26 protein-coding genes are annotated in these 25,852 nt (G+C 66.9%); 1 reads left to right on the plus strand and 25 read right to left on the minus strand.

Annotation, left to right across the window (positions count from 1 at the left end):
* Nucleotides 1-62: 62 nt before the first annotated feature.
* Nucleotides 63-1,061, plus strand: coding sequence for a hypothetical protein (locus Mal64_RS16440; protein ID WP_146402295.1), 999 nt, complete (start codon nt 63-65; stop codon nt 1,059-1,061).
* Here Mal64_RS16440 and Mal64_RS16445 read toward each other — a convergent pair.
* From Mal64_RS16445 to Mal64_RS16565, 25 genes are all read right to left on the minus strand, one after another.
* On the minus strand, nt 1,015-3,423 hold the full coding sequence (locus tag Mal64_RS16445; RefSeq protein WP_146402297.1) for a hypothetical protein: 2,409 nt from the start codon (nt 3,421-3,423) through the stop codon (nt 1,015-1,017). The genes Mal64_RS16440 and Mal64_RS16445 overlap by 47 nt on opposite strands.
* Nucleotides 3,424-3,593: 170 nt before the next feature.
* Nucleotides 3,594-4,835 carry a DUF2088 domain-containing protein gene (locus tag Mal64_RS16450; RefSeq protein ID WP_146402299.1) on the minus strand — a complete coding sequence of 414 codons (1,242 nt, stop codon included), beginning with the start codon at nt 4,833-4,835 and terminating at the stop codon, nt 3,594-3,596.
* A gap of 171 nt (nt 4,836-5,006) precedes the next feature.
* On the minus strand, nt 5,007-6,092 hold the full coding sequence (gene flhB, locus Mal64_RS16455) for a flagellar biosynthesis protein FlhB (protein WP_146402302.1): 1,086 nt from the start codon (nt 6,090-6,092) through the stop codon (nt 5,007-5,009).
* A 194-nt stretch (nt 6,093-6,286) separates the two neighbouring features.
* Nucleotides 6,287-7,072 (minus strand): flagellar biosynthetic protein FliR, encoded by a 786-nt coding sequence (locus Mal64_RS16460; RefSeq protein ID WP_146402304.1) that lies wholly within the window; start codon nt 7,070-7,072, stop codon nt 6,287-6,289.
* A gap of 40 nt (nt 7,073-7,112) precedes the next feature.
* Complete coding sequence (gene fliQ, locus Mal64_RS16465) at nt 7,113-7,379, minus strand: flagellar biosynthesis protein FliQ (RefSeq protein ID WP_146402306.1); 267 nt, start codon at nt 7,377-7,379, stop codon at nt 7,113-7,115.
* Between the two features lie 86 nt (nt 7,380-7,465).
* Complete coding sequence (fliP, locus tag Mal64_RS16470; RefSeq protein WP_231993811.1) at nt 7,466-8,425, minus strand: flagellar type III secretion system pore protein FliP; 960 nt, start codon at nt 8,423-8,425, stop codon at nt 7,466-7,468.
* Nucleotides 8,418-9,452 carry a FliO/MopB family protein gene (locus Mal64_RS16475; RefSeq protein ID WP_146402308.1) on the minus strand — a complete coding sequence of 345 codons (1,035 nt, stop codon included), beginning with the start codon at nt 9,450-9,452 and terminating at the stop codon, nt 8,418-8,420. The genes fliP and Mal64_RS16475 overlap by 8 nt, the downstream gene beginning before the upstream one ends.
* A 270-nt stretch (nt 9,453-9,722) precedes the next feature.
* Complete coding sequence (fliN, locus tag Mal64_RS16480; RefSeq protein ID WP_146402311.1) at nt 9,723-10,343, minus strand: flagellar motor switch protein FliN; 621 nt, start codon at nt 10,341-10,343, stop codon at nt 9,723-9,725.
* Between the two features lie 73 nt (nt 10,344-10,416).
* Nucleotides 10,417-10,971 (minus strand): hypothetical protein, encoded by a 555-nt coding sequence (locus tag Mal64_RS16485; RefSeq protein ID WP_146402313.1) that lies wholly within the window; start codon nt 10,969-10,971, stop codon nt 10,417-10,419.
* A gap of 59 nt (nt 10,972-11,030) precedes the next feature.
* On the minus strand, nt 11,031-11,753 hold the full coding sequence (locus Mal64_RS16490) for an OmpA/MotB family protein (protein WP_146402315.1): 723 nt from the start codon (nt 11,751-11,753) through the stop codon (nt 11,031-11,033).
* A 37-nt stretch (nt 11,754-11,790) separates the two neighbouring features.
* Complete coding sequence (locus tag Mal64_RS16495; protein ID WP_146402317.1) at nt 11,791-12,561, minus strand: motility protein A; 771 nt, start codon at nt 12,559-12,561, stop codon at nt 11,791-11,793.
* Between the two features lie 12 nt (nt 12,562-12,573).
* Entirely contained in the window at nt 12,574-12,798 is a 225-nt protein-coding gene (locus tag Mal64_RS16500) for a flagellar FlbD family protein (protein WP_146402319.1), read from the minus strand.
* Nucleotides 12,795-12,977 (minus strand): hypothetical protein, encoded by a 183-nt coding sequence (locus tag Mal64_RS16505; protein ID WP_146402322.1) that lies wholly within the window; start codon nt 12,975-12,977, stop codon nt 12,795-12,797. Before Mal64_RS16505 ends, Mal64_RS16500 begins: the two co-directional genes overlap by 4 nt.
* A gap of 72 nt (nt 12,978-13,049) precedes the next feature.
* Nucleotides 13,050-15,524 carry a flagellar hook-basal body complex protein gene (locus Mal64_RS16510; RefSeq protein WP_146402324.1) on the minus strand — a complete coding sequence of 825 codons (2,475 nt, stop codon included), beginning with the start codon at nt 15,522-15,524 and terminating at the stop codon, nt 13,050-13,052.
* A 115-nt stretch (nt 15,525-15,639) separates the two neighbouring features.
* Nucleotides 15,640-16,395 (minus strand): flagellar hook assembly protein FlgD, encoded by a 756-nt coding sequence (locus Mal64_RS16515; protein WP_146402326.1) that lies wholly within the window; start codon nt 16,393-16,395, stop codon nt 15,640-15,642.
* A 72-nt stretch (nt 16,396-16,467) separates the two neighbouring features.
* On the minus strand, nt 16,468-17,979 hold the full coding sequence (locus Mal64_RS16520) for a flagellar hook-length control protein FliK (RefSeq protein WP_146402328.1): 1,512 nt from the start codon (nt 17,977-17,979) through the stop codon (nt 16,468-16,470).
* A 53-nt stretch (nt 17,980-18,032) separates the two neighbouring features.
* Nucleotides 18,033-18,707 carry a hypothetical protein gene (locus Mal64_RS16525; protein WP_146402330.1) on the minus strand — a complete coding sequence of 225 codons (675 nt, stop codon included), beginning with the start codon at nt 18,705-18,707 and terminating at the stop codon, nt 18,033-18,035.
* Between the two features lie 24 nt (nt 18,708-18,731).
* Nucleotides 18,732-19,196: a flagellar export protein FliJ gene (locus Mal64_RS16530; RefSeq protein ID WP_146402333.1), complete on the minus strand. Its 465-nt coding sequence runs from the start codon at nt 19,194-19,196 to the stop codon at nt 18,732-18,734.
* The gene (locus tag Mal64_RS16535) at nt 19,193-20,623 is read right to left on the minus strand and encodes a FliI/YscN family ATPase (RefSeq protein ID WP_146402335.1); all 1,431 of its coding nucleotides are present in this window, start codon (nt 20,621-20,623) and stop codon (nt 19,193-19,195) included. Before Mal64_RS16535 ends, Mal64_RS16530 begins: the two co-directional genes overlap by 4 nt.
* A 37-nt stretch (nt 20,624-20,660) precedes the next feature.
* Nucleotides 20,661-21,329 carry a FliH/SctL family protein gene (locus Mal64_RS16540; protein WP_146402338.1) on the minus strand — a complete coding sequence of 223 codons (669 nt, stop codon included), beginning with the start codon at nt 21,327-21,329 and terminating at the stop codon, nt 20,661-20,663.
* 52 nt (nt 21,330-21,381) lie between these two features.
* The gene (locus Mal64_RS16545; protein ID WP_146402340.1) at nt 21,382-22,512 is read right to left on the minus strand and encodes a FliG C-terminal domain-containing protein; all 1,131 of its coding nucleotides are present in this window, start codon (nt 22,510-22,512) and stop codon (nt 21,382-21,384) included.
* A 56-nt stretch (nt 22,513-22,568) separates the two neighbouring features.
* The gene (locus Mal64_RS16550; RefSeq protein WP_146402343.1) at nt 22,569-24,221 is read right to left on the minus strand and encodes a hypothetical protein; all 1,653 of its coding nucleotides are present in this window, start codon (nt 24,219-24,221) and stop codon (nt 22,569-22,571) included.
* Nucleotides 24,222-24,303: 82 nt separating this feature from the next.
* Nucleotides 24,304-24,624, minus strand: coding sequence for a flagellar hook-basal body complex protein FliE (gene fliE, locus Mal64_RS16555; protein ID WP_146402345.1), 321 nt, complete (start codon nt 24,622-24,624; stop codon nt 24,304-24,306).
* Nucleotides 24,625-24,776: 152 nt separating this feature from the next.
* On the minus strand, nt 24,777-25,187 hold the full coding sequence (gene flgC, locus Mal64_RS16560; protein ID WP_146402348.1) for a flagellar basal body rod protein FlgC: 411 nt from the start codon (nt 25,185-25,187) through the stop codon (nt 24,777-24,779).
* A 50-nt stretch (nt 25,188-25,237) separates the two neighbouring features.
* Nucleotides 25,238-25,765: a flagellar basal body rod protein FlgB gene (locus Mal64_RS16565; protein WP_231993813.1), complete on the minus strand. Its 528-nt coding sequence runs from the start codon at nt 25,763-25,765 to the stop codon at nt 25,238-25,240.
* Nucleotides 25,766-25,852 lie beyond the last annotated feature (87 nt).

Raw genomic sequence — 25,852 nt, forward strand, 5'->3', positions numbered from 1 at the left:
GCGGCACGCTCCTCTCTTGCGTCCAAAAAATCTCTATTCAATCCTCGACAATCAACCGAACCATGAACGCCACAACTTACGCCTCGGTGCTAATCCTGACACTGGCGTCGGCCGCCGCTGTCCAGGCACAGCACAGCGACGTGCTGCTCGCCGTTCTCGACGGGCAAATCGCCACGGGCTTCGCCGAGAATGTCGGCTCCGGCTCTACGACCCACGCATTGGGCAAGCGTGTTTTCACGCGCACGCTCGGGTCGGGCCTGTTCGCGAACGACCCCGGGTTCTTCGCCCTGCCGAGTGGCTCGCCGTCGCTGCCCTCGGGGGCCGAGGCCCTACCCGGCTCGTTCAACCTCTACTGGGATCTTATGCCGATGACCCTCGCGGGTAGCTCCCCCCGGTTTTCCTCTGGCCTGCTGTACTGGGACGGCGTGGGCGAGGTTGATTTTGGGGCGCCCCCGGAGGACGACTACTCGCTAGCGTTGTTCAACCCGATCGCCGAATCGATCGCCGCCACCGTTTCGCCTCAGGTCGCTGTCGGCCCGCGGCTGCTCACCACTCGCAGCAACGGCTCGACCGACACGCACAATTATTTTGTGCTCGACGACGACACGGATCCCGACGACGCGAGCCAGGCGGCCGATGGCGTGTACCTCGCAGCGATGCGGTTGCGGGCCGAGGGGCTGCGGGCCTCGGAGCCTTTCTACCTGCTGTTCGGAACGTTGAGTGTTTCGCTCGCCACGCTCAACGACACGGCGGCCCCGTGGGTTGAGGAACGGGTCGATTCGCTAATCTTGGCGGGCGACTACAACCGCGACGGCGTGGTCGACGCCGCCGATTTCACTGTCTGGCGCGACCACTTGGGCGCTTCGGACGACTTGATGGTCGACGGCGATGGTGACCTCGTCGTAGACGAAGACGACTACCAGATCTGGGTTGACCATTTCGGCGAAGCCGCCGATTTCGGTCAATCGGCGTCGCTCAGCGTGCCGGAACCCAACCTGCTGGGCGGCGTCTTGATCACGGTCGTCGTCGGCGGCTTAAGCCGAAGAGCACGGCTAGCGTGAACAGGCCCGATGGCTCGGGGACCGTATGGCTGCTGGCCTCGGCAAAGTCTTGGGCCGTCATGCCGAAGTTCTGTACCCACACGTCGTAGTCCGACTGGTCGTACTCCGCGCCGAGGCCGTCGCGCCAGACGGTGAAGTCGGCGGCGTCGACCACGCCGTTGCCGTTGTAGTCGCCCGGCAGGTCGGCGGCGACCGAGAGCACCAGGTCGTTCCCCTCGACGCTCACGGCAAAGCCGGGCGTCACGGCGCCGAAGCCGCCGCTGATCGACGCCGCGTGGGCGATCGTCCAGCTGCCGCTCGCGGGGGCGAAGCCGTCGAGCAGCGACACGAGCAAGTCGCCGCCCAGGGTCAGCTCGCCCGTGACCGACAGCAGGTCGTTCTCGGAGGCCGAGGCGAGATCGATCGCCAGCGATCCCGAAGCGAGCAGGGCGTCGCCGAGGACCTCGGTGGCGCCGATCCCCTCGCCCGGGGCGATGGCGCCGCCGTTGTTGACGAGGTCGAAGGCGACCTCTTCGGCGCTGAGCACGCCGCCGGTCATCGAGAAGGCGCCGCTGGCGCCCCGCGTGAGCCGCTTGGCGATCAGCCGCCCGCCCGACAGGCTTAGCGTTGCTGCCGCCGCGTCGTCGGCGCCGATCGCGACCACGCCGTCGCCGGGGCCGGCCGCCTCGTCCTCCACTTTGAGCCAGCCGTCGGTGATGCGGAGCGTCGCGTCGTCGCCGGCCTGCTCGCCGATGACGACTGTCCCTGCGTGCTGTCCTGGGGCGTCGACCGTGGCCACGCCCGAGGCGATCACCGCCCGGTCGAACCGCGAGGGCTGCCAGTTGGTGGTCGTGGGGGCCTCGCCCGGGTTGGGGCGCGTGATCCCCCAGTTGAGGATCTCCGCGAAGCGGGCTTCGCCGCCCTGCCAGCGGATGTCGTTCGGCGCCGGCCAGGCGGCCAGTTCGTTGATGTACTCTTCGAGGTTGATGTAGCCGTCGGCGTCGTCGTCCTGGTCCCAGTCGGCGACCATCGGGTCGAGGCCGCGTTCGGACTCCCAGTGGTTGGGCATGCCGTCGTTGTCGGTGTCCCAGCCAGCCGGGCGGGTCTGCATGGGTGCGCCGGTGACGGCGGCGACGTCGTCCGGGTCGATGGTGAACAGCACCGAACCCGCCACGGCGGCCGACCCCTGCCCGAACGTGGCGAGCTGGTCGAGCGACCGCTGGTCGAGGAAGTCGCGGTCCCACCAGCGGGCGCCGGCGTAGTTGCGCACCGTCTCGAGCGCCTCTTCGGCGGTTTGCGTCACGCCGTGCGGCACGTCGAAGGGCGTGGCGTGCTGGGTCTCGTTCCAGCCGAATTTGTACCCCACGTTGTTGCTGCCGTCGGCAACGCCGTTCTTGTTCAGATCGGCGACGTTGCCGTCCTGATAGAGGTGCGTGAGGCTGTCGCTGCCGCGGAACAGCCCGTCGTTCGGGCCGTTGTTGTAGCCGCCGATGTAATAATTGTTGACGAAGTTGGTGAAGCTCGGCTCGTCTTCGCCGCTGTAGCCAAACTTGTTGTCGTTGACGTTGTAGATGACGTTGTTGCGGAAATCGACCTCGATGCCGGGCCCCTCCTTCTCGCCGAGCCGCGGAACGCGGGCGTCGTTGTGGACGTAGAGGTTGTGGTGGACGCTGATGTGGCCGCCGGGCGTCTTGCCCTCGAGCTGCGAGCCGTCGCCGTCCGGGTTGCGCCAGCCGGGGCCGACGATCGAGTGCTGCACCGTGACGTCGCGGGCCGAGTCGGTGATCGACACCCCCTCGTCCGTGTACCACGCGAGCGACAGGTGGTCGGCGATCGAGTTGCTCGCGGCCAGCCAGATGCCGTCCTTCTCGGCGGGGTCGTGGGTCCGCACCGAGAAGTTGCGCAACACGAGGTTGTTCACCTTCGGCGGCGTGCCTTCGTCCCACGGGTCGCGGTGCCCCGGGTTGAACTCGCCGCCGTAGAGCGTGATGCCGCCCGGCGCCGTCTGGCCGGCGATCGTCACGTTCATCGGCGTGATGTCGACCTCGCCGATGTCGATCGTCCCGCCGACATCGAACACGATGAGCCGCGGCGTCACGTCGTAAGAGTCGGGGATGTCAACGTTGTACCAAGGCCACGGCCAGCTCTCGCGGATGGTCGTGAAGTTGTCGCTGTTCAATCCGTAGCGCAGCGATCCGGGGATCTCGCCCGTCGGGTCGGGGTCGAGCGTCGTGACGTGGTACACGATCCCCCCTTGGTCGTTGGGGCGGCCGCCGGTGGCGAAGGCCCCGGCGCCCTCGGCGCCGGGGAACGCCGGGATCGGCTGGGCGAACGCGGCTACGGACTGCGCCGAGAGGACGAGTGCTATAAGAGCGATGCGCATCGGGCTTCTGTTCCGCAGAAGAGGAGGATGGTCGAATGATCGACGCGGGCGCGGGGTAGAAAAGAGGGCGCCCAGCGAACTCCCAGTATAGCGGAGACCAGAGCGCGCCGCTCGGCGCAGCGGCCCTCTATCCAGACTCCCCACCCGCCAAGCCGGCCCGCTTCAGGCCATCATTTGCCGGCGAAAACTTGGTCGTCGGCGAAGGGCAGTGCGAGCCGCCCCGCCTCGAACTTCAACTCGACCGGCGCCCCGGCGATCTCGCAGATCGGGTTCGCCTCGATCTCGCCGGCCAGGTCTTCCGTGACGAACATCCGCTCCAGGTGCAGCGTGTTGGGGACCAGCACCCAGCGGCTGTCGCCGTAGCGCTCGCGGATCTTGGTGACGACCGTCTCGTCGTCGGCGAGCGTGGCGGGGATCTTGCCGCGTTGCATGTCGCCGGTGGTGTAAACGTTGAGGAACGTCTTGTGCTCGTCGATCGCGTCGCGGAGCCTTTGAGGAATGAAGTCGGCCAGCCCCACGCCGATAGCGTTTCCCTTGGAGGCCTCGACTAGGTTGAGCGCGGCGATGATCTTGCAGTTGGGCTTCTCGACGTCCTCGCCGCCGGCCACGCCGCGGCGTCCGATCACGTTCGTGTCCATGCCGGTGCCGCTGTACGTTTTGCCGATGTCTTTGACGACCAGCGTGTTGATCTCGTCGATCGGCAGCCGGGGGAAGTACTCGCGGTGGCGCGCGAGCAGCTCCGGCTCGCGGGTGAGGATGTCGCCGGGCGCAATGGCGTGGATCTCGGCGGTTTGGTCGTACCCATCCTCAAGCAGCGCGAGGCCGGCCCAGATCTTGCCTGAGTCGATCAGCAACTTGCCCATCTCAAGCAGCATGTGCTTCATCTGTGGCGTGGGCGTGGAATGGAACGTTTGGGCCGAGCGGATCTTGCCCATGCCGACGACCATCATCTTGGTGATGCCGCTCTGCACCGGGCCGCTGAAGCAGGTGTGCAGCTTCACGCGGTTGAGCACCAGCACGCCGGCCGACTCCCAACAATGGCGGTCCATCCACACGTCGCCCGAGGCGACCTCGCCAACCTTGACGCACTCCATGCTCGAGCGGATCGGCATGCCCATCGCCTCTTCGGTGAGGCCGAGCGACTCGACCATCGCGCGTTGCCCCTCGGCCGTGGCGCCGTTGTGCGAGCCCATCGCCGGCACGAGGAACGGCTCGGCGCCGTGGTCGCGGAGCCAGTCGCCCGCCGCGCGGGTGATGGCGGCCAGGTTGGCGATGCCGCGGCTGCCTGCGGTGATGGCCACCGGCCCCTGGGGCGGTTGGACGCCGAGCCCATCGAGGCGGCGGCGTGTCTCGGCCACGGGGTTGGAGAGCGGGTTGGAGTTGAGGCGTTGCGAGACCGGGAGCAGCTTCATCGCACGAGCGGGGCAGGGGGGAGAGGGGAGGGCTTGCCTCTATCATAACGGAAGCAACCGGCCTGACGCCAAGGCCGCCGAGACGCGTTTCGAGAACATGGCTTAGGGCGCAACGGGATTGGGAGATATCTCTGCGCTCCTTGGCGGCCCGGCTGCTGGGCGGCTGCCTTCTCAAGCGGCGCGCGGCAGCGGCGGGATCTTCTTGCCCTTCAGCTGGTAGACGTACGCCAGCACCTCGGCCACGGCGGCGAAGCTCTCGCTCGGCACCGGGTGGCCGATGTCGACTTCCTTGTAGAGCAACCGCGCGAGCGGCTTGCGCTCGACCACCGGCACGTCGTGCTCCAGCGCCAAACGCCGGATGCGGGCCGCCAGGTTGTCGGCGCCTTTGGCCACCACGACGGGCGAAGCCATCGTCTCCGGGTCGTAGCTGATGGCGATCGCCAGCTCGGTGGGGTTGGTCACGACGACGTCGGCCTTCGGCACTTCCGAGCCGATGCGGTTCAGGGCCATCTGCCGCTGCACCTGGCGGCGGCGGGCCGCGACCTCGGGGTTGCCTTGGAGGTTCTTCATCTCCTCCTTCATCTCTTGGGCGGTCATCATCAGGTCTTGGCTGTGCTTCCACTTCTGGAAAGCGAAGTCGGCGAGCGCCAGCACCAGCAGCGCAAAGCCGACCCAAAACATGGTTTCGAAGCCGGTGTTGAAGAGCAGCGTGGCGAGCGCCATCGTGTCGAGCGCCGCCGCCTCGAGCACCTGCGACTGGCGGCTCCACAGCACCGCAACACTGACCGCCGCCACGATCAACACCTTGAAGAGGCCGAAGCCGAGTTTCGCGGCGCCTTGCGACGAGAAGATCCGCCCGAAGCCTTTGAGCGGGTTGATCCGGCCAATGTCGGGCTGCAGCCTCTCGGGGACGAACAGGAAGCCGACCTGGAGGATGCTCGTCGCCACGCCAGCGAGCAACAGCAGACCCAGGAAGGGGAGCATCACGGCGCCGGTTTGCTCGAGCAACTCGTTGGCCTGCGAGACGAGTTGCTGCTCGTCGGCCCGCAGGCTGATCGGTTCGCCGAGGTAGCGGGTGGTGAGGTTGGCGAAATAATTTGAGACCCCGCCGCCCAGCATCCGCATGAGGCCGGCGCCGACGATCAGCAGCAACGCCGAACCCAAGTCTTGGCTGTAGGGAACCTGCCCCTGCTCGCGCGCCTTGTCCTTGCGGTGCTGAGTCGCCTCGAACGATTTTTCGCCGCTCTGATCCGCCACGCTACGCTTCGCTCAAGGAGTCTAAGGAGGAGCCACGGATTTCACGGCTAAGCAATAGCCACAAGGAGGCGCGAGACAGCACAAAAGTATGGGGCAACGGCCCATCCGTTCTTGCGTCTTCTTGTGCCTTTTTGTGGATGTTCCTAACGCACCTCATCCGTGTTGTCCGTGAAATCCGTGGTCGAATATTCTTCTTAAGGACCGGCGCCCACAGCCGTGTCGCGCAGGTAGGCGATCGTGTCGCCCAGCGGGTCTTGGAACGTCCACGCCACGCTGCCGATAGTCAGCATCATCACGCCCACGGTGAGCATCGAGTTGAGGCCAAAGCCGACGGCGATTGTGTTGATCTGCGGCAGCGTGCGGCTGATCAAGCCGAGCACGAGGGTGGCCAGGAACAACGACACCAGCAGCGGCGCTGCGGCGCGGAGGCCGAGTTCGAAGCTCAGCGAGAGCATCGCGACCATCGCCGTGCCGAATTCGGCGCCGAGCTGCGCCTGCCCCGGCGGGGCCCAAGCGAAGGTGTCGAGCAACGCGTCGATCGTCATCCGGTGCCCGCCGATGCAGACGAAGACCGCCATCGTGACGAAGTAGAACACCTGGTTGAAGATCGAGGCGTTCGACTGGAAGGCCGGGTCGACCGTCTCGGCGAGCGCCATGCCGCTCATCTGACCCACGACCTGGCCGGTGACCTGCACGCCCGACATCATGGCCGAGAGGCCCAAGCCCAAGAGCATGCCGACGAGCGCCTCGCCCACAATCAGGCGCCCGAGGGTGATCACCTCTGGCGGGCGGGCCCATGAGCCGTCCACAAGCAGCGGCGTCATGAGCATCGCCAGCGACACGGCCAGGATGGCTTTGACGCGTTTGGGGATGATCGTGGCGGTGAAGATCGGCGCCGTCGCCACCAGCGCGCCAACGCGCGACAGCACGAGCACGAACACGAGCATCAGGTCGAGCAGCCGGCCTTCGAGCGCGTCCATGGCGGGGCGGGGTAGGGGGGGAGGCGGCGTCCGAACGCGCTCAGAGCGAGTTGGGAATGTTCTCAAACAGCTCGCGGGTGTAGCTCACCAGCTGCGAGAGGGTCCAGGGGAGCGTGAGCGCCAGCGCCACGGCCATCGCCACGAGCTTCGGCACGAATGCGACGGTCTGCTCCTGAATCTGCGTGAGCGCTTGCACCAAGCCGATCGTCAGCCCGATCCCCATGCCGGCAAGCAGCACCGGCGCCGAGATCAACGACGTCACGAGCAACGCCTCGCGTCCGAGGTCGATGGCTTGCTGCGGTTCCATGGCGAGCGAGGGGTTAGGGGCTAGGGGCTAGGGGCTAGGGGCTAGGGCGGCGGAGCCGCCTTTTGCTAGCCCCTAGCCCCGAGCCCCTACGCGTACACGGTAAAGCTTTCGAGCAGCATCTCGATCACGAGTCGCCAGCCGTCCACCAGCACGAACAGCAGCAGCTTGAACGGCAGCGAGATCAGCACCGGCGGCAGCATCATCATGCCCATCGAGATCGTCACGCTCGCCACGACGATGTCGAGGATCACGAACGGCAGGTAAATCTGGAAGCCGATCAGGAACGCCGTCTTCAGCTCGCTGAGCATGTAGGCCGGCAGCAGGGCGGCCAGCGGCACGAGCCGCTCGCCCTCGCCGGGGCTCACGTAGTCGTAGTCGGCGATCAGCTCACCCGTGACGGGGTCGAGTTCACTCGGCAGGCGGCGGAGGAACATCCGCACGTCCTCTTCGTTGCCGGTGCGCATGATCTGATCGGCCATGAAGGTGCGCATCGGCGCGGCCGCCCGTTCGAAACCTTCTTCGAGCGAGATCTGGCCTTCGGTGTATGGCTTGACGCCCTGCTCGTAGCTCCGCTGCCACACGGGCGCCATCAGCAGCATCGTGACGAACAACGCCACCGAGGTGATCACCTGGCTGGGCGGCAGCTGCTGGGTGCCGAGCGCCTGGCGCAGCATGCCGAGCACCACGATGATCCGCACGAAGCTGGTGGTCATCAGCAGCGCCGCCGGCGCGAGGCTGATCACCGTGAGCAGCAGCATCACTTGCAGCGTCGAGCTGAGCCGCTCGGGGCTGGTCCAGTCGCTCGGGCCTCCGATGCCCGGCAGCACGCCGGGGGCCGTGACGACCGAGAGCGCCTGCTCGGCGAGCGCGGCGCCGTCGTTGCTCATCTGCGCTTCGCGCTGGGCGGTCGTTTCGGCTTCGATGCGGGGCGACTGGCCGCTGGCCGCCGGGAGGGCGAGCAGCAGGCACACGCTCGCCACGAGCAGGCGGGCGAACAGGCCGGCCGCCAAGCGAGGGCTCAGGCGAGGGGCGTAAGATTCAAGCACGGCCTTGGCCCCCCGGGGTGCTGGCGTAGGCCGAGGCCAAGGCGTGGGGGTTCACGAGCGGCGCGTTGTCGCTGAACAGGCTCCCGCCGCGCGGCTCGCGGGAGATCTCGTCGAAGATCTCGCGGAACGCCGCGCTGGCGTTGTTGGGGTCGTCCGCCTCGCAGAGTTCCAGCAGGCGGTTCACTTCTTCGGGGTCGCTCACCTCAGTGATCGGCTCGACGCCCTCGGGCGTGACCGACACGAGCACGAGCTTGCGGCCCACCTTCAGCAGTTGGGCGGTCTGCTTGCCCACGAGCGTCGCACGGCCGAGCACCTGCACCACGTCGCCCGGCAAGGTCCGCGACGAACGCGGCATGCTTTTCTTGAGCACCCATGCGGAGAGCAGGAACAGGCCGAGCACCACCGTGAGGGCTCCGACCGTCGCGACGATCGGGTTGCCGGCTTCGCTCGATTCCGAGTCGCCCCACGGGGTCCACTGCTGGACCATCGAAGCGATGCGGCTGGATGCGGCGGTGGTGGCCTCGCCCGTTGGGGCGGCGGGCGTGGCGCCGAGCAGCCGCCGCGGCTCGGCCTCGAACGCGGGGATGGCGGCCGCCGCAGGGGCGGGTTTGACCGGCGTGGGGCTTGCCGCCTTAGGGGTTGGTTGAATCGTGGCTGCGTAAGAGGCTGTCTCCAGCAAACGCACTTCGGAGGTGGGAGCCTCCTGCATCGGGGCAGGCGGGGCGGGCTCGGCAAGCAGGGAAGGCGACAACGAGGCGCTTTGTAGGCCTTCGCCAGGGTGAGCCGCTTTGCTCTCGGCAGTCTTTTGATCGGCGGCCGCGGTTTCGGCGGCCTCGATTTCATCGAGCGGGTCGATGAACGTGGCCCGCATCACTCGGGTTCCCAGCGGCCTGCTCACCGGGCCCGAGGGGCCGTACGCTTCTGCCCGCGGGCGCAGCGAAGGGGCTTCGGCATGGGCGGCGACCGCGACCAGAACCAGGGCCGTCGCGGCCAGCAGTCGGCCTGTCGTCGTCCCGTGGGTATGCATCGCCTGCTCCGTGCCGTGTGGCCGCGTGGCCTTAGGAAAGTTGCGAACCAGCGGTTCGCGACACGGAGCTTATAGAGAACGCCCCGAGCGGGGGCCAAGGGCAACTTCTTTAATGTTTTTCTGAGAAACCAGAAAAGAGCCGGACGACATGAGTCCCCGCAGGCAAGCGTGTACCGCGGTTCTACTGGGAACGCAGTCTCGTGGGGGCGCAGTCTACCCGCCTCTGCAGGGCCCGCCGGCTCGCTCAGGGGGTGCTGGCATTGCCACGCCTTAGGCGACGGCGCTGTCGCCCACGACCAACTCGGTGACCCGCACGCAGAAGTTGTCGTTAAGGACGAGCACCTCGCCGCGGGCGATCATGCGTCCGTTGACGTACACGTCGACCGGGTCGCCCGCGAGCTTATCGAGGGTGACGATCGCGTCGCGTCTGAGCCGCAGCACGTCTTCGAGTCGCATGTGGGTGCGTCCCAGCTCGATCTTCAGATCGAGTTGCACGTCGCGCACCAGTTCGATGGTGGCCGCTTCTTGGTTGGCGGGGGCGCCGGTGAAGTCGCGGAGGCTGAACGGCTCGACGCCGGGGGGCAGCCCGTCGTTGGGTTGGTCGATCGAGGCGATCGCCGCCTCGGCCTGCGAGAGCAGCAGGTCGATGTCGCCCTGCGAGGGGTCGTCGTAGGCGTCGTCCGTGGCGGCCCCGTCCTCGCCGCCGGCGATCGAGCCGCCCTTCATCAGGGCCTCGATGTCGCTCGGGTCGAGTTGGTAGCTGTCGCCCGATTCCGAGCTCGCGGGCTCGTCGGCCGGCTTGGCGGCGTCGGGGGGCGGCCCCTCGCCGCCCGCCTGGCGCAGCAGGTCCTCGACCTCGTCTTTGCTGATCGATTCCGATCCGTCAGACATCTGGAGAAACTCGTTGGCCTTGGGGAGTCGACGTCCGCGAAGCGCAAACGCCGCGGGGGCTGGCGCGACCGGCTCAACGCTCCACGAAGTTGATCTTCGTGAACACGATCTCGTGCAGCAGCGACTTGCCGAGCGCGCGGTTGCTTCTCTCCAATATCCGCCTTTTGATCAACCCCAATCCGGCCGAACTCAGGTCGCTCGACTCGGCGCCGTGCATCGTCATGATGATCTGCTCGTGCAGCCGGTTGCGGTTGGGCTCGTAGTATTGCTGGAAGAGGTCGGCCTCGGATGCTAGCACGACTCCGTAGATCTCGAAATCGATGTTGAGCGAGGCGTCGGATTCGGGGTCGTAGCGGGTGACGTTGAAGATGCCGATATTCACCTCGGCCATCTCCTCGCCCGTTTCGAGCGAGACGTCCTCTTCAAGCTCGTGCGCCAGCACGTCCTCGCCCTGGGAGGCGCGGGCCATCTCGCGGGCGAGGGCCTCGGTTTCGGCCGCGGAGGGGATAAACAGCATCGCCGCCGCCATCTCGACGACCACCAGGACCGACACGATCGCGCCGGTGCGGATCATACCCATCAACCCGCCGCCGGACGTCTTGGTCTCGATTGGTTCGTTTTCTGGCATCGCTCGATCTCGTTTTGTGGCCGCTACCGGGGGGGCGGTCCCCCTTGTTTAAGTTTAGCTCACGATTTCTTGTCGTCTTCGACACCCGATCCCGTGACCTGCTCGTCCCAGAGGAGCACCTCGACGCGGGCGTTCATCTTGCGGCTGCGGACATTGATGCCCGTGTCGATCGGCTCGAACGAGCCGGCCGAGCCGAGCCGGATCCGCTCGGCGTCGATGCCCAATTCGACGAGTCGGTCCATGACGATCCGGCAGCGGCGGTAGGCGAGGTCCCAGTGGTCGCCCTCGACGACCGGTTTTCGCGACGAGTGCCCGCGGATCTCGATTTTTTGCGGTTTGCCGGCCACCTGGGTGGCGATCTGCTCGAGGGCGGCCTCGCCGTCCGCGTCGAGCTCGACGCTGTCTTCGCCGAAGAACACCAGGCCGCCGACCGTCGAGTTCAGGCCCGGGCGGATGGTGCGGACGAGCTTGTCCTCGCCGCTGACGCTCTTGACCTTGTTGCCGCCGCGCATCATGTCTTGGCGTTTGGAGCGCCCCATGCTGGCGATCATCGCCATGTTCGAGTTCTTCGGCTGGTTCTCGCCGGGCAAGATCGAGGCCACGGTCTCCGCGTGGCCGAACTGGCGACGCATCGACTCGAGCATCGCCTGGAACTTTTCTTCCTGCTTGATCTCGCTCATCGAGACCAGCATGATGAAGAACGTCAGCAGCAGCGACATCATGTCGCCGAACGTGACGACCCACTCGGGGATGCCCGGTTCGGGTTCTTCTTCGATGGCCATGGCTGCGTTCGGCTACAGAATTCCGGGCGGGGCGAGACTAGGCGGCTTCTTCTTGCGCCCGCATCTTGGGCGGCAAGAACGTGGTGAGTTTTTGTTCGATCACGCGTGGGTTCTCCCCCGCCTGGATCGCCATGATGCCGCGGATCGCGATGTCCATGTTCAGGAGCTCCGCCTTGTTGGTGAAGCCGAGCTTCTCGGCGAACGGCAAGAACACCACGTTCGAGACGATCGCGCCGTAGAGCGTGGTGAGCAGCGCGACGGCCATGCCGGCGCCGATCTTCGACGGGTCGCTCATGTCGCCGAGCATGATGATCAGGCCCATCAGCGTGCCGATCATGCCGAACGCCGGAGCGAACCGGCCCATGCAGTCGAACATGCCCTTGCCGTCGCGGTGCCGGGTGGCCACGGCGTCCATCTCCGTGCGGAGGATGTCCTCCATCACCTCGGGCCTGGTGCCGTCGATCGCCATCTGGATTCCGAGGACGATAAAGTCGTTCTGGATCTCGTCGACTTTGCTCTCGAGCGCCAGCAGCCCGTCCTTGCGGGCGATCTCGGCCAGGCCGACGAGCTCCTTGATGATCTCGCCGATCGGCTGGACCTTCCAGAACAAGACCTTCATGCCCACGCCGAACACGCCGAGGAAGCTCGGCAGCGGGTACGAGATGAGCGTCGCGGCGATGGCGCCGCCGATCACGACCATCATCGAGGCGATGTCGATGAACGCGATGAAGCTGCCGCCGCCCAGGATGATGGAGACCAGGATCAACGCGATTGCGATGACGACCCCGGCTGCTGTTGCGATGTCCATAGCGTGACTTGTCTAAGGTTGTTCGTCGGGCGACGCCGTGGGGCGGCTGGGGGGCGTCAGCAGCTTGGTTTGTTGGTATTCGATCGTGCGGCGGAGCACCTCTTCGGGGCTCTCGCCCACGACGATGCGCTCGCCCGTGGTCAGCGAGACGTACGTGTCGGGCCGCGATTCGACGTACTTGATCAGCTCGGCGTTGAGCAAAAACGGCTCGCCGCTGAGCCGGGTGAGCTTGATCATCCGTCGTTCTCCTCCCGGTCCGCGCGCAGGGCCCGGCATTCGGGCCGCGGCTCTCGCCAACCGTAGCTCACAGCCGCGGGGATGCGGCCGACTTGGCGCCGCGGATTCCACTTGCGGCCGCCCCAGCAGGCCACGGCGCCGCCCGCCGCCCATCTCGCGAAGCTCGGGATGTCGGTCATGACGGTTCTAACGGTCTGGGCGGTGCGTTCGGAAACGCGGCTCAAGGACGCCTATTCGTGGCGGGTCGACGATCACCGGATCGACAGCAGCTCGTCGAGCAGCTCCTGGGCGGTGGTGATCACCCGCGAGTTGCCGCGGTACTGGGTCGAGGCGAGGATAAGCTCCACGAGGTTGCCGCCGATGTCGGTGTTCGACAGCTCGACGGCGCCGGCCGTGAGCCGGCCGATGCCGTCTTCACCGGGGTAGCCCTCGTTCGGTTCGCCCGAGTTGACGCTGCGGGCGAAGAGGCTGTCGCCCACCTGCTCGAGGCCGGCGTTGTTGGCGAACCGGGCCATGACGATCTGGCCGAGGTTGCGTTGCGTGCCGTTGGAGAATTGCCCCTGGATGAGCCCGCTCTCGGTGACGATGTAGTCGGTGAGCACGCCCGGCGCAAAGCCGTCTTGGCTGTCCATCGACAGGCTGCTGGTCGGTTCGCCCTGGGCGTTCACCTCGGCGAGCGACTTGACCGCCGAGAAGTCGAGATCGACCTCGAGCGGCGACTCGGACGCGGTCGCCGCACGCAGCACGCTGATCGTGTCGTTCGGCGAGCTGAGCAGGTCGCCGTTCGAGTCGAACACCAGGGTGCCGGTGCCGATGACGATCGACTGGTTGGCGCCCGCCTGGGTCGGGTCGGCCGACGGCGAGCTGTCGCCCGAGTTGGCGAACCAGCGGTAGGTGGTGCTGTTCGAGGTGGTCTCCTCGAGCACGGTGGTGAGCCGCACGTTGATCGGCGAGCCGAGCGAGTCGTAAACGATGAACTCGCTCGTGGTGCCGGGGCCGTCGACGTCGAGCGTCGTCTCGGTAAAGTTCAGGGCGACCGTTTGCGGCGCCTCTTCGCCTTCGGGCGTGAAGCGGAAGGCGGTCTGCGAGATGTCGAGCACGTTCTCCTCACCCACGTTGCTCCTGACCACCAGTTGGCCGTCGCTGTTGATCACCACCGAGCCGGGCGAGTTGGTCGTCGAGGTGTTGATGCCCATCACCTGCGTCATGAACGCAGTGAGCTCTTGGACCGTGGTGTCCTCGGTGACGGTGAATTCCTTGGTGTCGAGGTCCGAGCCGCCCAACTCGCCCGTGAGCGAGAGCACGCCCGGCCCCGAGATGATGTTCTGGTAAGTGTTCTGGTCGCGTATCTGCAGGTCCACGAGCCGGGTGCCGTTGCCCGCCTTGGGGCCGTCGAAATCGAGTGTCGTTGTGACCGCGTTGAGCTCGGCGTTCGTCATCGTGTCGACGTACGAGAGCGTGTCGGCCTCCAGCACCGGCGGCGCGACGCCGTTGCTGGGCGTGATCAATCGGTACACGCCAGAATCGTCTCCCGCCACGTTGCGGTAGATCCGCATCCGGTCGAACTCCGCGCTCGGCGGGTCGACCTTCGACAGGTCGAGCCGGATGCTGCTGCCGTCCTCGTCGGCGGCCACGTTGATGATCGGCGCCGAGGGCCGTGTCTCGGCCCCCGATGTCTGGTTGTAGTAGGTGATGTAGTAGCTGTAGACGCCGTCGTCGAGCCCCGTGGCGTCGAGGTCGTTGGCGTCATCGGCGGCGATCGTCGTGTACTCCGCGTCGGTCGTGACGTCCTGATAGTTGTCGACCGACGAGGCGATCGTGTCGATCAGGTGGTAGTCCGTACCGTCGGTCTCGGTGCGGTAAATGTTCAGACTGGTCCACGGCAGGCCGGCCGTGGGGAGACCCGACAGGTCGATGCGATCGTTGGCGGTCGTGGTTGTCGCCGTGAAGGCGGCCGACGGAGCCCCCTCCTCGCCGTTCGCGTCGACGAAAGCCACGCGGTAGCTGTAGGTACCCACGCCGATGTTCGTGGCGACGCCGGTGTCGAACTCCGCCGCCGCGCCCGCCACCGGCGGCGGGAAGCTGCGGCCGTCGGAGCCGACGAAGTCGCCGTCGGCGTACTCGATCGCGGCGTTGCCGATGATCTGCGAGCTGAGCGTCCCGGGCATCTCGCCGGCTTCGACCGTGGGATTGAGCACGCCGCGGAAGGTCGCCTCGGTGGTCGCCTGGGCGACGCGTTCGGCGCCGAGCGGGATCTCCAGCGGGATCGTGTTGCTCGTGTCGACATTGAAGTTGTCGTCCACGCCGTAGCCCAGCACGAAGTTGCCGGTCGAGGTGACGATCTGGTTCTGCGAGTTGAGGCTCAGCTGCCCGTTGCGGGTGTAGAGTTTGCCGCCGCCCGGGTCCTGCACCACGATGAAACCTTCGCCCTGGATCGCCAGGTCGAGCTGGCTCGAGCTGATCTCGATCGTGCCCTGGGTGAAGTCGGGCGCGATCTGCGAGACCTTCACGCCGAGGCCGATCTGGCGCGGGTTCGTGCCGCCGTTCGATCCGGAGGGGGCCGAGCCGATCGACTGGGTCTGCAGGAACTGCGTGGCGAACTGCACGCTCGATTCCTTGAAGCCAACCGTGTTCGAGTTGGCGATGTTGTTGCCCACCACGTCGATCGTGGTCTCGGCGGCCTGCAGGCCCGTGAGGGCCGTGGTCATCGCGGATTGGAGACCCATGGCTGTTTTCCTTCTTGCTACACGCTAGTGATGATTTGGTTTGCCGGTCGCTTGGGAGGGCGTCGGCGATTCGCGTCGCCTCGGGGCGTCGCGTTGGTTTGGTCGCAGCCGTTGATTACTGCGGGGGCTCGATCTGGGCCACGGTGTCGAGGTCGACCGTCACCTTCCGGCCGAACGAGACCTTCTGGGTCGCCACCGTCAGGTGCTCGCCGAGTTCGCTGTCGGGCGTGCCGTCCACCAGGCTCGTCACTTCGCCGTTGACCCGGCCGATGAGCTGGCGGCTGCCTTGGCCCGTGTTGTCGGTGCGGTAGATCGACTTGCGGACCGTGGTTTCCGGCAGGTTGTCGAGCCGCACCGTGCCGTTGAAGTCGGAGAACGTGCTGGTCGACACGCCGATCTCTTGGCCGAAGGGGGTGCCGTCGGACGTCTCCCAGACGACTTCGTAAACGTAGTTGCCGCTCTCGAGCGAGCCCTCCTCTTCGCCGGCCGAGGCGGCGGCAGAGAGCGACAGGTCGAGGTTCGGTTGGCCGTCGTTGATGGTCACCCGCTGCACGTTGCCTCGCACCCGCTGGCCGTTCTCGTCGAGCGCCACCACGTCGGCCCCGATGAGGCTCGTGGCCGTGGTGACGTTCTGGCCCAACAAGACCGACTCGAGCGTGTTGGTCAGCTGGTCGTTCGACGCGATCTCGCGGATCTGCGAGATCTGCGCGAGAAGCTCGTCGTTCTCGAGCGGGTTGAGGGGGTCCTGGTTCTGCAGCTCTGAGATCATCAGCTCCAAGAACACGTCGAGATCGAGGTCGTCGACGGCGCTCGGGCGGCTGTTGCTCGACGCGTCGGTGACGCCGCCCAGATTGTTGGTGATGCTCGACATGGTACTTGCTCGCTAGGGGGCCGCGGCCCGTGAGGGGGGAGCTCGGTGGATTGGTATTCGGGATAAAGAGGGTCAGGCGACGAGGTTGATGCGTTCGTCGCCCGTCATGCCGAGCGTGGGCGCCAGGCGGGGCGTGTCGGTGATTGCAGCGGGTTCGGCGGCTCTCGCGATCGCCGATGCGCGGCGCCCGCCGCCGCGGCCGTCGTTCCCACGGTCTTGCGAGGAGAAGCCGTCGGACGATTGGCGGCCGCCATCGCGCGAAGCGCCGTTGTTCGCCGAGTCGTCTTCGCGGACATCGACATCGAACTTCTCGATGCGGATCTGCTGCTCGGCGAGACGTTCGCGCAGCGCGGGCAGGTTGTCGAGCAGCGCATTGCGGGCCGCTTGGGTTTCGGTCTCGAGCGACGCGGTGAGGATCCCCTCACGCACCTCGAGCTTGATCTGCAGGGCGCCGAGCTCGGGCGGGCTGAGGCGGATCTCGATCGGCCCGCCGCCGCGCTGCTGCGCCGCCTCGAACGCCCGTGTGACGCGTGTGACGAAACGGGCCGAGTCGACCGTGGGTCCGCCATTCTCGGCGGCGGCTGGAGCCGGCGCGGGTGCGTCAGCGGCGCCGCTGACCGGAGCGGGGGCGGCCGCCGCGCCGGGCGCCGGCGCCGCCGATTCACGCGGTCCGCTCGTTGACGGCGCCTTGTCGCTGGCGGCGGCTTCGGCGTCGGCAAGCGCCTCTTCAAAGGCGACCGGCTCGATCGCCAAGGCGGTGCTGTCGGTCTCCGTGGCGGACTGGGCTAGCGCAGCGCCGCGGCGGTCGCCCTCACCTTCGCCGCCTCGATCGGCGTCGGTTTCGGCTGGCGGTGGGGCCGTGGCGTTCGTGGCGGCCAGTGGATCGGACTTGGACTGCCCTGTGCTCGCATCTTGTGTGAGCTCTGACCGGGCGGGCGTAGGAGCCGAGGCTTGTGCGGCGACGGTCGCCGCGTCATTCGCTTGGGCTTTTCCGGCCTGGGCCAAGGCCGTTTGGTCGGCGGCTCGCCGCTCCTGAGCCTCGAGGCTCGTGTCGTCGCCCGAGTTCTGGGTGGAATCGTCTGGGGACGCGTCGCCTTCGAGCCCCTCGCTCAACGACGAGAGCGTATCTTCCTCGGCCAATGCGTTTTTCTTGAGCAAGTTGGCGGCATCTTCGGCGGCGGCAATTTCCTCTTCGGTCGCCTCGCCGCTCAGCAACAACTCGGCTCCGGTGGCGTCCTCGGAGGATTCCTCGTCGATTGCTGTTTCGTCGCCCGTCGATGAGGCGGAGTTGTTTTCTTGCACGGCGTCGGTCGCGGCGTGTTCGCCCGAGGCGTCGGCGTCGGCGCCCTCGTTGCTGACGCCGCTCGAATCGACTTGGGACTCTTCTTCGGCCTTGGGCGCGTCGTTCTCGACGGCCGTCTTGCGAGTTGGCGTGGGGCGTTCGTTGCGGGCTTCCTCCGAGCGGGCAGCCGAATCGAGCTCTCGACGGAAGCCGTCACGGTCGCCGCCGTCGTGCGGCGCGGACGCCGAAGGCTTCGGCGCCAGCAGCAGCGGCGAGGGGCCGGTGAGTCGGGTTTCGGTCATGGTTGGCTCGCGTGGGACGACGTTCGATCGGTTCGGACCGATGGCGTGGTGGGTTAAGAGTCTTTGCGTTTGAGCTGCTCGAGGGCTTGGTCGTACACGTCCTTTTGCGGCCCGCCCTGCAGCAGCAACTCGTTGATCTCGTGCAGCTTGTCGAGCTCGTCGGGGGTTCTGAACTGCAGCAAGATCTTCTTCAGCTTGTTGGCCTGCATCTTGTTCATCAGGCGGATCACCTTCTCGCGGCCCATCTCTTCGTCGTACATTCTCAGGAGCAGGTCCTTGGCCGTGTCGGCCTTGATGCTCTCGTAGTAGCGCACCACGTTGGCCACGCTCTCGTCGGACGCCTCGGCGCTCTCCTGCTTGATCTTCTCCTCGAGCTCGCGGGCCATGTTGTCGAACCGCTCCCGCGCGGCCGTGAGCTGCGACAGCAGGTGGTCGAACTCGTGCCGGCCGCGGTCGAGGGCCTCTTGCTTCACTTCGAAGTTGCGCGCCGCGATCGCCCGGTGGTACTCGATCTGGTCGAGCGAGAGCTCTTCCTCCGGGGTGTCGATGTCGGAGCTCATCTCCTCGTAGTTAACCTTCTCAAGATCGACGTCGTGCAGCATCGCCACGATGCGGAAGACCTTCTCGTCGTTCAGGCGGTCGGTCTGCCACAAGTAGCCCAGGCACGCGGCGCCGGTGAGCACCGTGGCGAAGGCGACGTAGCCGAGCATCGTGGCGAGGATTTTCATCGTGGCCTCTCAATCGGGGCGGGCTTAAGCCCGGTCTGCGGCGCGTCGCGCGGCGAGGTTCAGGTTGGCGGCTGTTTCGTCCATGACCTTGGTTTCTTCCTGTTGCTCCGCCACGCGGTGGCGTTCGCGGAGCCGCTCGTCGAGTTGCTCCAACACACGCACGTCGCGCTCGGCGGCCACCAGGGCGAGCCGACGCTGCTCGGTCTCTTGGCGGATCGTTTCGGCCTGCTCGGCGAGGGAGCGTTGCTGGGACCGCAGCGTGAGCTCGTAACGCTGAGCCTCGCGGACGGCGCCGATGTCGAGACTCTTCTCGCCGAGCGTGCGGGTGTGCCCGGCCCGCAGATCGGCGATCTCGGCCTCGAGCCGCTCGCTCTGAGCCTCGAGCAGATCGGCGGCGTGCTGCGCGTCGGCCAGCCGGAGACGTTGCTCGTCTCGGTGGGCGGCGCGGAGGCGCTCGACGGTCTGCAATCGGAAGCGGTACGGCGTCATTTATTGGGTTGGGGTTGAGCCGCTCGCGGGGCGGGAGCGGGTTTCGGTTTCGCCGCTCCGGGCGCGGAGGCGGACGGCGCGGCAGCGGCGGCGTTTGCCGCCGCGCCGGTGGGGCGGTTGAGGATTGCGGCGGCCTTTTGGGCCAAGGCGAGCAGCCCCGCTTGGGTGGTCTTGGGCGTGGTCTTCGACGTGGCGTCTTGGGCCAGGAAGGCCTCGATCTGGTCACGCAACTCGATCGCCGCGTCGACCGCCGGGTTGGTCCCGCGACGGTAGGCGCCGATCGTGATCAGGTCTTCGTTCTCCTCGTAAGCGGCGATCAATCTCCGCACGGTCTGAGCCGCCTGGAGGTGCTGCTTGCTAACGAGTTGCGGCATCAGCCGGCTGAGGCTTTCCGAGATGTCGATCGCCGGGAACACGCCGCGCGACGCGATCTTGCGCGACAACCAAACGTGTCCGTCGAGCAAGCCCCGCATCGTGTCGGCGATCGGTTCGTTAGGATCGTCACCCTCGACCAGCACGGAGTAGAACGCGGTGATGATCCCCTGCTTGGTGCGGCCGGTCCGTTCGACCAGGCGGGGCAGCAGGGCGAAAGTCGACGGCGGGTAGCCGCGCGTTGTGGGGGGCTCGCCCGCCGCCAGGCCGACCTCGCGGCTCGCCAGCGCGGTCCGTGTGATCGAGTCGAGCAACAGAAGCACGCTCTTGCCCCGGTCGCGAAAGTGCTCGGCGACCGCCGTGGCTGTCGAGGCGGCTTGCAGCCGCACGAGCGCCGGTTCGTCGCTCGTGGCGACCACCACGACGCTCCGCGCGAGCCCCTCGGGGCCCAGGTCGCGTTCGACGAATTCGTTGACTTCGCGGCCGCGCTCGCCGACCAAGCCGATGACGATCACGTCGGCAGCACTGCGGCGGGCCATCATGCCGAGCAGCGTGCTCTTGCCGACTCCCGAGCCGGCGAACACGCCGAGCCGCTGCCCTTCGCCGCATGCGAGCATCGAGTCGATCGCCCGCACGCCGGTCGAAAGCGATTGGGTGATCCGGGGCCGATCCACCGGCGAGGGCGCCTGGCGGTGCAGCGGCGTGCGGGCCTGCAAAACGGGAGCGGGCAGGCCGTCGATCGTGTCGCCGTGGGCGTTCAGCACCCGGCCCAAAAGACCCTCGCCGACACGCAGCGTGCGACGCGTGCGGGTGAGGGTGACGCGGCAGCCGCGCCGCACGCCGGCCACGTCGCTCAGCGGGCTGATCAAGGTCTTGTCGTCGCGAAAGCCGATCACCTCGGCCCCGATCGGTCCCCCCTCGCTCCGATCGACGCGCACCAGCGACCCGACCGGCGCAGGCAGGTCGGCCACGGCGATCGTGGCGCCGGTGGTCTCGACCACGCTGCCGACGAGCCTCAGCGGCTGAGCGGATTGGAGGGTATCGAATGCGTCCATGGGGCGCCGGCGACGGCGGTCCCTTTCTTGCTAACGTTCAGGTCATTTCTTCGAGCAAACGGGCGAGCTGCGACTCGAGCTGCGCGTCGATCGAACCGTGTCGTGTGTCGACGCGGCAGCCGCCGGGCGTGATGGCCGGGTCGGCCACCAACTCGGCGGGGGCGACGGTCGAGATCGATCGCGCCACGTTCTCCACCTCGTCGCGGAGGTGCTCGTGGTCCTCGGGGTTGAGCCGCACCGTCACGCTCGACGAGCCCGAGGCGAGCTCCAGCGCTTCACGGACCCAGCCGACCGTGATCTCCGGTCGCTTCCCGAGTTCGCGACGCACCAGGCGTTCGGCGATCTTGATCGCCAGCTCGATCGCCTCGCCCTCCCAACGCGTGAGCCACTCGCCACGCGCTCGGGTGAGCTCTTCGACGGCTTGCTCCAGGGCGGGCTTGAGCGTGAGCATTTGGCTGGCGAGCTTGTCGTCGAGCATCTTGCTCAGCGCCGCCTTGGCCGCCTCTCGGCCTTCTTTCTCGGCCTTAGTGCGAATGGCGCCCGCCTCGGAATTGGCCTGTTGCACGATGCGCGCCGCCTCGCGGCGGATCGACTCGACGTACTCCTCGCCGTAGCGCTCGACGCTGCGCAGGTCGTAGGCCACGGGCCGCACCGTCTCGCCGGTGGACTGCTCGTGGACGCTGTCGCGTTTGATGATGGTGGCCAAGGCGAGTCTGTTTTAGTCGGTGAGGGTAGGGGGGGCTGAGATCGACAAACTGTCAGGCCGCCCGAGCGACCGGAACGAACAGCCGCGCCGCGGTGGCGGCCACTGCCCGTTGGGCCGCCTCGATGTCGCTCAGCCGCGTGGGGCCGAGGTTGTGGATCCGCTTGCGGAGCTGGCGCGCGACGCGTCGCGGCAGTTGGGCCTCGAGTGTCTGGAGCATCCGCTCGCTGGCGCCGGCCAGTGCGAGCAGCAGGACGTTTGGGTCGGACTTGGCCATGACGGTCGCCAACCGGCCGGCGTCGAGTTGCTCCACCTCGTCGAAGGTCATCCGCGGCGCAATGTGTTCGACGGGCGGCGTGGGCGTAGGCTCTTCCACTGCCGCCATGGCGGGGGGCGCCGCTGCTTCGGTAGGATGGTCGCCGGTCGCTGGATGGTCTGCCGATCGGAAGTCGGTTGACGGAGAAACAGCCGGCTGAGGGGCTAAGGGGAGGGGCATTGCAGACGGGGCGCCGCCGGCGGTGAGCAGGTGCTCCGCCAGACTCGGATCGTGCGTGAGCAGGCTGCGGAGGATCGTCTCGCGTCGATCGGCGGGGGCCGCGGTGACGATCGAGCGGATCGTCGTCATGCGGTTCGCTCGGCGGTTCCGCTCGAGGCGTCGCACGGCGATCCACTCGCTCAGGCCGCTGGCGATCACACGCAGGCTGTCGTCGCTGGCCTCGCCCAAGTGGGCCAAGGCGCCGAGGGTGGCCGATTCTTTATCGGCGCCCAGCTCGCTGAGCACCCCCGCCGCGATCGCCGGGGGCAAGTACGAGAGCACAAGAGCCACCGTCCGCGGGCTCTCGCCCGCGAGGTAGTCGGCCAGTTCCTTCGGGTCGGCGTCGGACAAATCGCCGAAGTGCCCCTCGATCGCCGGGGGAGCGGCGACCGTGGGAACGGCGGGCGCATCGCCAATCATCAACTCGACGGCGCCGGCGGGAGCAGCGGGTTCCGGGCGGCCGCGCAAGGCTTCGGCCACGGCGAGCTGTTCGTGCGGGTCGACCTCACCCAGCTCGCGCACGGCGCTGCGGATCGCTCGCGCCTCGGCGGGGGAGAGCCGTGCGAACATCGCCTCGGCCGACGCGTCGTCGAGGCTCCGCAGCAACACGGCCGCCTTGCGGATCGAGTTTTGGTTGAGCGAGTCGTGCACTTCGGTTCTTCGGTCACAGGTGGCAGGGGGACGGCTTCCCAAGGCGGGAGAGAGCGTCAGCTAGCGTTGCCGATCCAGTTGCGGAGGATGGCGGCGGCGGCGTCGGGGTCGCTGCGGACCATGTCGGCCAAGTCGTCTTTGAGGGTCTCCGGCTTGCGGAGCTTGAGCTTGGGGCGCCCCTGGTCGTCTTCCTCCTCTTCGTCGCCGGCGCCGCCGGGCGTTTCGAGTTGCAGCTCGGGCATGCTGGCCAGCGGGCCATTGCTATCGCCCGGGCCGCCGTTGATGACCGAGCGCATCATCATCAGCCCCACCAGGGCGACGATTCCCATGGCGACCGACGACCAGTTGCCGCCCGCCCACGCCAGCGCGTTCGACACGGCCGAAGGCTTGGGCGGCGGCTCGCGCTCCAGGCGGTCGTAGAACACCACGCTCAGTTGCTTGTACTTGTCTTCGCCCAGCGAGAGCTTGGCCAAGAGCGGCTGGACCGTGTCTTCGACCTCTTGCTTGATCTCCTGCTCGACAATCTGCAGCTCGTTGGGGTCGACCTGCTCGGGCTTCTGACCCTCGGTCTTGAGCTTGCGGTCCATGTAGATGTCGACCACGTAGTCGGTCGGCACGGCGATGCTGGCCCAGGTCTCTTGCAACGCGAGGTCGTAGCGCTCGGTCACCTCTTCCGAAGCGCCCACGACGTTCTCGATCGCGTCGACCGTGTTGGAGGTCTTCGACTGGTTCACACGCGAGGCGACCTCGTCGCCGCCGCGGTTGGGGCCTTGCGCGAAGACGCCGGGGCGGCCGCCGTCGGTGTTGGTTGATTGCTCGCTGGTCTCTTGGGTGTTGGTCTCGCGGAGCGTGGCCGGCTGTTGGTCAGGTTTGACCTGCGTGACGCGGCTCGACTTGGTGTCGTCCAGCACGGCCTTCACGTTCACCCGCACGCCAGGGATGTAGTACAGTTGGTCCATGATCTGGTTGCGCATGTGGCTCTCAACCTTGATCTTGGTCGCGTAGAGCGGGTGCTCGAAGTCCTCGGGCGCGATGGAGCCGCCGGCGTAGTCGGTGTCGTCGCCGAGGTTGCTCACCGTCACTTGGTCGGGAGTCATGTCGACGTTCCAGCCGGCCACGAGCTTCTGCAAGTTCCTCGCACGCCGGGGGGTCATGTCCTCGCCGAAGTTGGGCACCACGGTGACCGTGGCCGACGCCTTGCGCACGCCGCGCAGGCCCCGCTCGCTCGACTGGTCGTAGAGCACGTGGGCCTGGTCGACCCATGGCATCAGGGTGATGATCTCCGAGAGCTGCCGCTCGCGGGCGGCCTGGATGCGTTGCTTCTTGACCTCGGACGAGTCGAGCACGCTGCCGCCGTCCAGGGCGTCGGACATCAGGCGGTGCACGTCGGTCGGCATGGCGCCGGCGTCGGCGATCGCCGCCAGGTAAGCCGCCTTCTGCCCGCGTTGCACGCGGATGCGGTTGCCGTCGATCTCGAAGTTCGAGAGGCCGGCCTGCGACATGGCGGCCGACATGTCGTTGAGCTGGCTCGCGGCGAGCGCCTCGCCGCCGAACAGGTACTCGTCTGGCCCCGAGGTCGATTGCTGGAACAGGAACGCCAGGCTCACCACAACGACGGCGAGGAGCAGCCCGGCGGTGAGCCGGGCGCCCGTGGTCATCGAGGCGAACAGCTCGCGGAGCTGCTCGATAAACTGGTTAGCGAAGTCCATCCTTGGCCTTCGGGGGTGTCGTGTGGTTCAGCCCGCCTCGCGTGGCGAGGCGGCTAATGGTCTCTCGGCTCAACGCCCCGCGTTAGATCCGCACCTCTTGGATCTCGCGGTAGACGTCCATCACCTTGTTGCGCATCTGCATCGTGAGCCGGAAGGCCAGGTCGGCCTTCTGCACGGCGGTGAGCACCTCGGCCGGGTTCACGTCTTCTCCGGTGAACATCGCCTCGACCGCCTTGTCGGCGTCGACCTGCATCGTGTTGACGTTCTGGATCGAGTCGATGAGCAGGTTCTTGAACCCGCCGGCGTCTTCTTGGGACTGGGCCTGGTTGTTCGATAGCGCGCCGAGACGCGAGGCGGCGTCGAATTGGGCGCCGGGGGTCGAGATCGATCCGATCGGGTTCATGGTCTGGTCTCAGCCTGCTTGCGGGGGAGGGCAGGGGGAGGGGATTGGATTCAGGGGCTAAGAGCGAGGGACTAAGACGTGGGGCCGGCGGAGCCAGCATCTCTTCAATGCCTAGCCACTAGCCCCTAGTTCCTAACTCCTAATCCCTTCGCTCAAGCGATGATTCGTAAGGTCTGGGCGCCGAGGTCTTTCGTGATCTCCATGACGCCGATGTTCGCCTCGTAGGCCCGCGTGGCCTCGAGCGCATCGACGAACTCCATGGTCATGTCGACGTTCGGGTAAGCGACGTAGCCGTCGGCGTTCGCGTCGGGGTGGCCGGGCTGGTAACGCATGTTGGGCGCTTCGTTGGACATCTCGACGCTCGCCACCCGAACGCCCGCCCCGCCGCCGGGCGAAGCCAGCGACGTGTCGGTCTCGAACGTCACGTGCTTGGGGCGGTACGGGTCGATCTCGCCGTACTCGTTGCGGGTGGTCGACATGTTGGCGATGTTCGACGAGATGGCGTTCAAACGCGCGCGCTGAGCCACCAGGCCGCTCGTGCTGATGTCGATCGCGCTGAACATGGCAAACTCACTGGGGGGGACGCGTTAACTTGTCGATACAACCGTTAAGGTCAAACATTGGGCGATTCGCTGATCGCGGCGCGTAGCAAGCGGAACTGGGCGGACATCAAGTTGATGGCGAGGTTGTGTTGCGATTGGTTCTTGGTGATCTCAGCGATCTGTTGCTCGAGGCTGATGTCGCTGCGGTCGTGGTACTCGATGCTTCGGATGGACTCACGCACGCCGGAGAAATCGTCGAGGTCCGCCCGCGGCGGCCCGGCCACCGTCAGCTCGGCGCCTTGCAACATCGCGGAGCGGCTGGCCGACGAGCGGGCGTGGCGTCCGTCGACCGCCTGACGCAGACTCTCTTGGAACTTCTCCGGCGAAAGGTCGCGGGTCTTATATCCGGGGGTGTCAAGGTTCGCAATATTGCCCGCGAGCACGCCGTGGCGCGCCTGCGAGAAGTTCACCACCTGTTCGAGTACGGGGATCGCCGAGCGGTCGAACATCTGATTGATCACGCCGCTCTCCCGTTGCTCTAAGGGCGCCACCGCTATCACGCGGCGGACGCCCGATTGTCGGTGGCTTGGTAATTGCAAGCCGCGCGCCAAACCGCGCACGGCACGGCGTCGCGTGTGCAAAGCACCGCGACGCCCCCTCTTTTGTCGTTTGTCATCCCCGCCTTA

This window comes from Pseudobythopirellula maris, assembly GCF_007859945.1.
Classification (GTDB): domain Bacteria; phylum Planctomycetota; class Planctomycetia; order Pirellulales; family Lacipirellulaceae; genus Pseudobythopirellula; species Pseudobythopirellula maris.

Excerpts from the sequence above, each read along its gene's own strand:
- Mal64_RS16440 (WP_146402295.1), top strand. The coding sequence starts at position 63 with ATGAACGCCACAACTTACGCCTCGGTGCTAATCCTGACACTGGCGTCG.
- Mal64_RS16445 (WP_146402297.1), bottom strand. The coding sequence starts at position 3,423 with ATGCGCATCGCTCTTATAGCACTCGTCCTCTCGGCGCAGTCCGTAGCC.
- Mal64_RS16450 (WP_146402299.1), bottom strand. The coding sequence starts at position 4,835 with ATGAAGCTGCTCCCGGTCTCGCAACGCCTCAACTCCAACCCGCTCTCC.
- Mal64_RS16460 (WP_146402304.1), bottom strand. The coding sequence starts at position 7,072 with ATGGACGCGCTCGAAGGCCGGCTGCTCGACCTGATGCTCGTGTTCGTG.
- fliQ (WP_146402306.1), bottom strand. The coding sequence starts at position 7,379 with ATGGAACCGCAGCAAGCCATCGACCTCGGACGCGAGGCGTTGCTCGTG.
- Mal64_RS16475 (WP_146402308.1), bottom strand. The coding sequence starts at position 9,452 with ATGCATACCCACGGGACGACGACAGGCCGACTGCTGGCCGCGACGGCC.
- fliN (WP_146402311.1), bottom strand. The coding sequence starts at position 10,343 with ATGTCTGACGGATCGGAATCGATCAGCAAAGACGAGGTCGAGGACCTG.
- Mal64_RS16485 (WP_146402313.1), bottom strand. The coding sequence starts at position 10,971 with ATGCCAGAAAACGAACCAATCGAGACCAAGACGTCCGGCGGCGGGTTG.
- Mal64_RS16490 (WP_146402315.1), bottom strand. The coding sequence starts at position 11,753 with ATGGCCATCGAAGAAGAACCCGAACCGGGCATCCCCGAGTGGGTCGTC.
- Mal64_RS16495 (WP_146402317.1), bottom strand. The coding sequence starts at position 12,561 with ATGGACATCGCAACAGCAGCCGGGGTCGTCATCGCAATCGCGTTGATC.
- Mal64_RS16500 (WP_146402319.1), bottom strand. The coding sequence starts at position 12,798 with ATGATCAAGCTCACCCGGCTCAGCGGCGAGCCGTTTTTGCTCAACGCC.
- Mal64_RS16505 (WP_146402322.1), bottom strand. The coding sequence starts at position 12,977 with ATGACCGACATCCCGAGCTTCGCGAGATGGGCGGCGGGCGGCGCCGTG.
- Mal64_RS16510 (WP_146402324.1), bottom strand. The coding sequence starts at position 15,524 with ATGGGTCTCCAATCCGCGATGACCACGGCCCTCACGGGCCTGCAGGCC.
- Mal64_RS16515 (WP_146402326.1), bottom strand. The coding sequence starts at position 16,395 with ATGTCGAGCATCACCAACAATCTGGGCGGCGTCACCGACGCGTCGAGC.
- Mal64_RS16520 (WP_146402328.1), bottom strand. The coding sequence starts at position 17,979 with ATGACCGAAACCCGACTCACCGGCCCCTCGCCGCTGCTGCTGGCGCCG.
- Mal64_RS16525 (WP_146402330.1), bottom strand. The coding sequence starts at position 18,707 with ATGAAAATCCTCGCCACGATGCTCGGCTACGTCGCCTTCGCCACGGTG.
- Mal64_RS16530 (WP_146402333.1), bottom strand. The coding sequence starts at position 19,196 with ATGACGCCGTACCGCTTCCGATTGCAGACCGTCGAGCGCCTCCGCGCC.
- Mal64_RS16535 (WP_146402335.1), bottom strand. The coding sequence starts at position 20,623 with ATGGACGCATTCGATACCCTCCAATCCGCTCAGCCGCTGAGGCTCGTC.
- Mal64_RS16550 (WP_146402343.1), bottom strand. The coding sequence starts at position 24,221 with ATGGACTTCGCTAACCAGTTTATCGAGCAGCTCCGCGAGCTGTTCGCC.
- fliE (WP_146402345.1), bottom strand. The coding sequence starts at position 24,624 with ATGAACCCGATCGGATCGATCTCGACCCCCGGCGCCCAATTCGACGCC.
- flgC (WP_146402348.1), bottom strand. The coding sequence starts at position 25,187 with ATGTTCAGCGCGATCGACATCAGCACGAGCGGCCTGGTGGCTCAGCGC.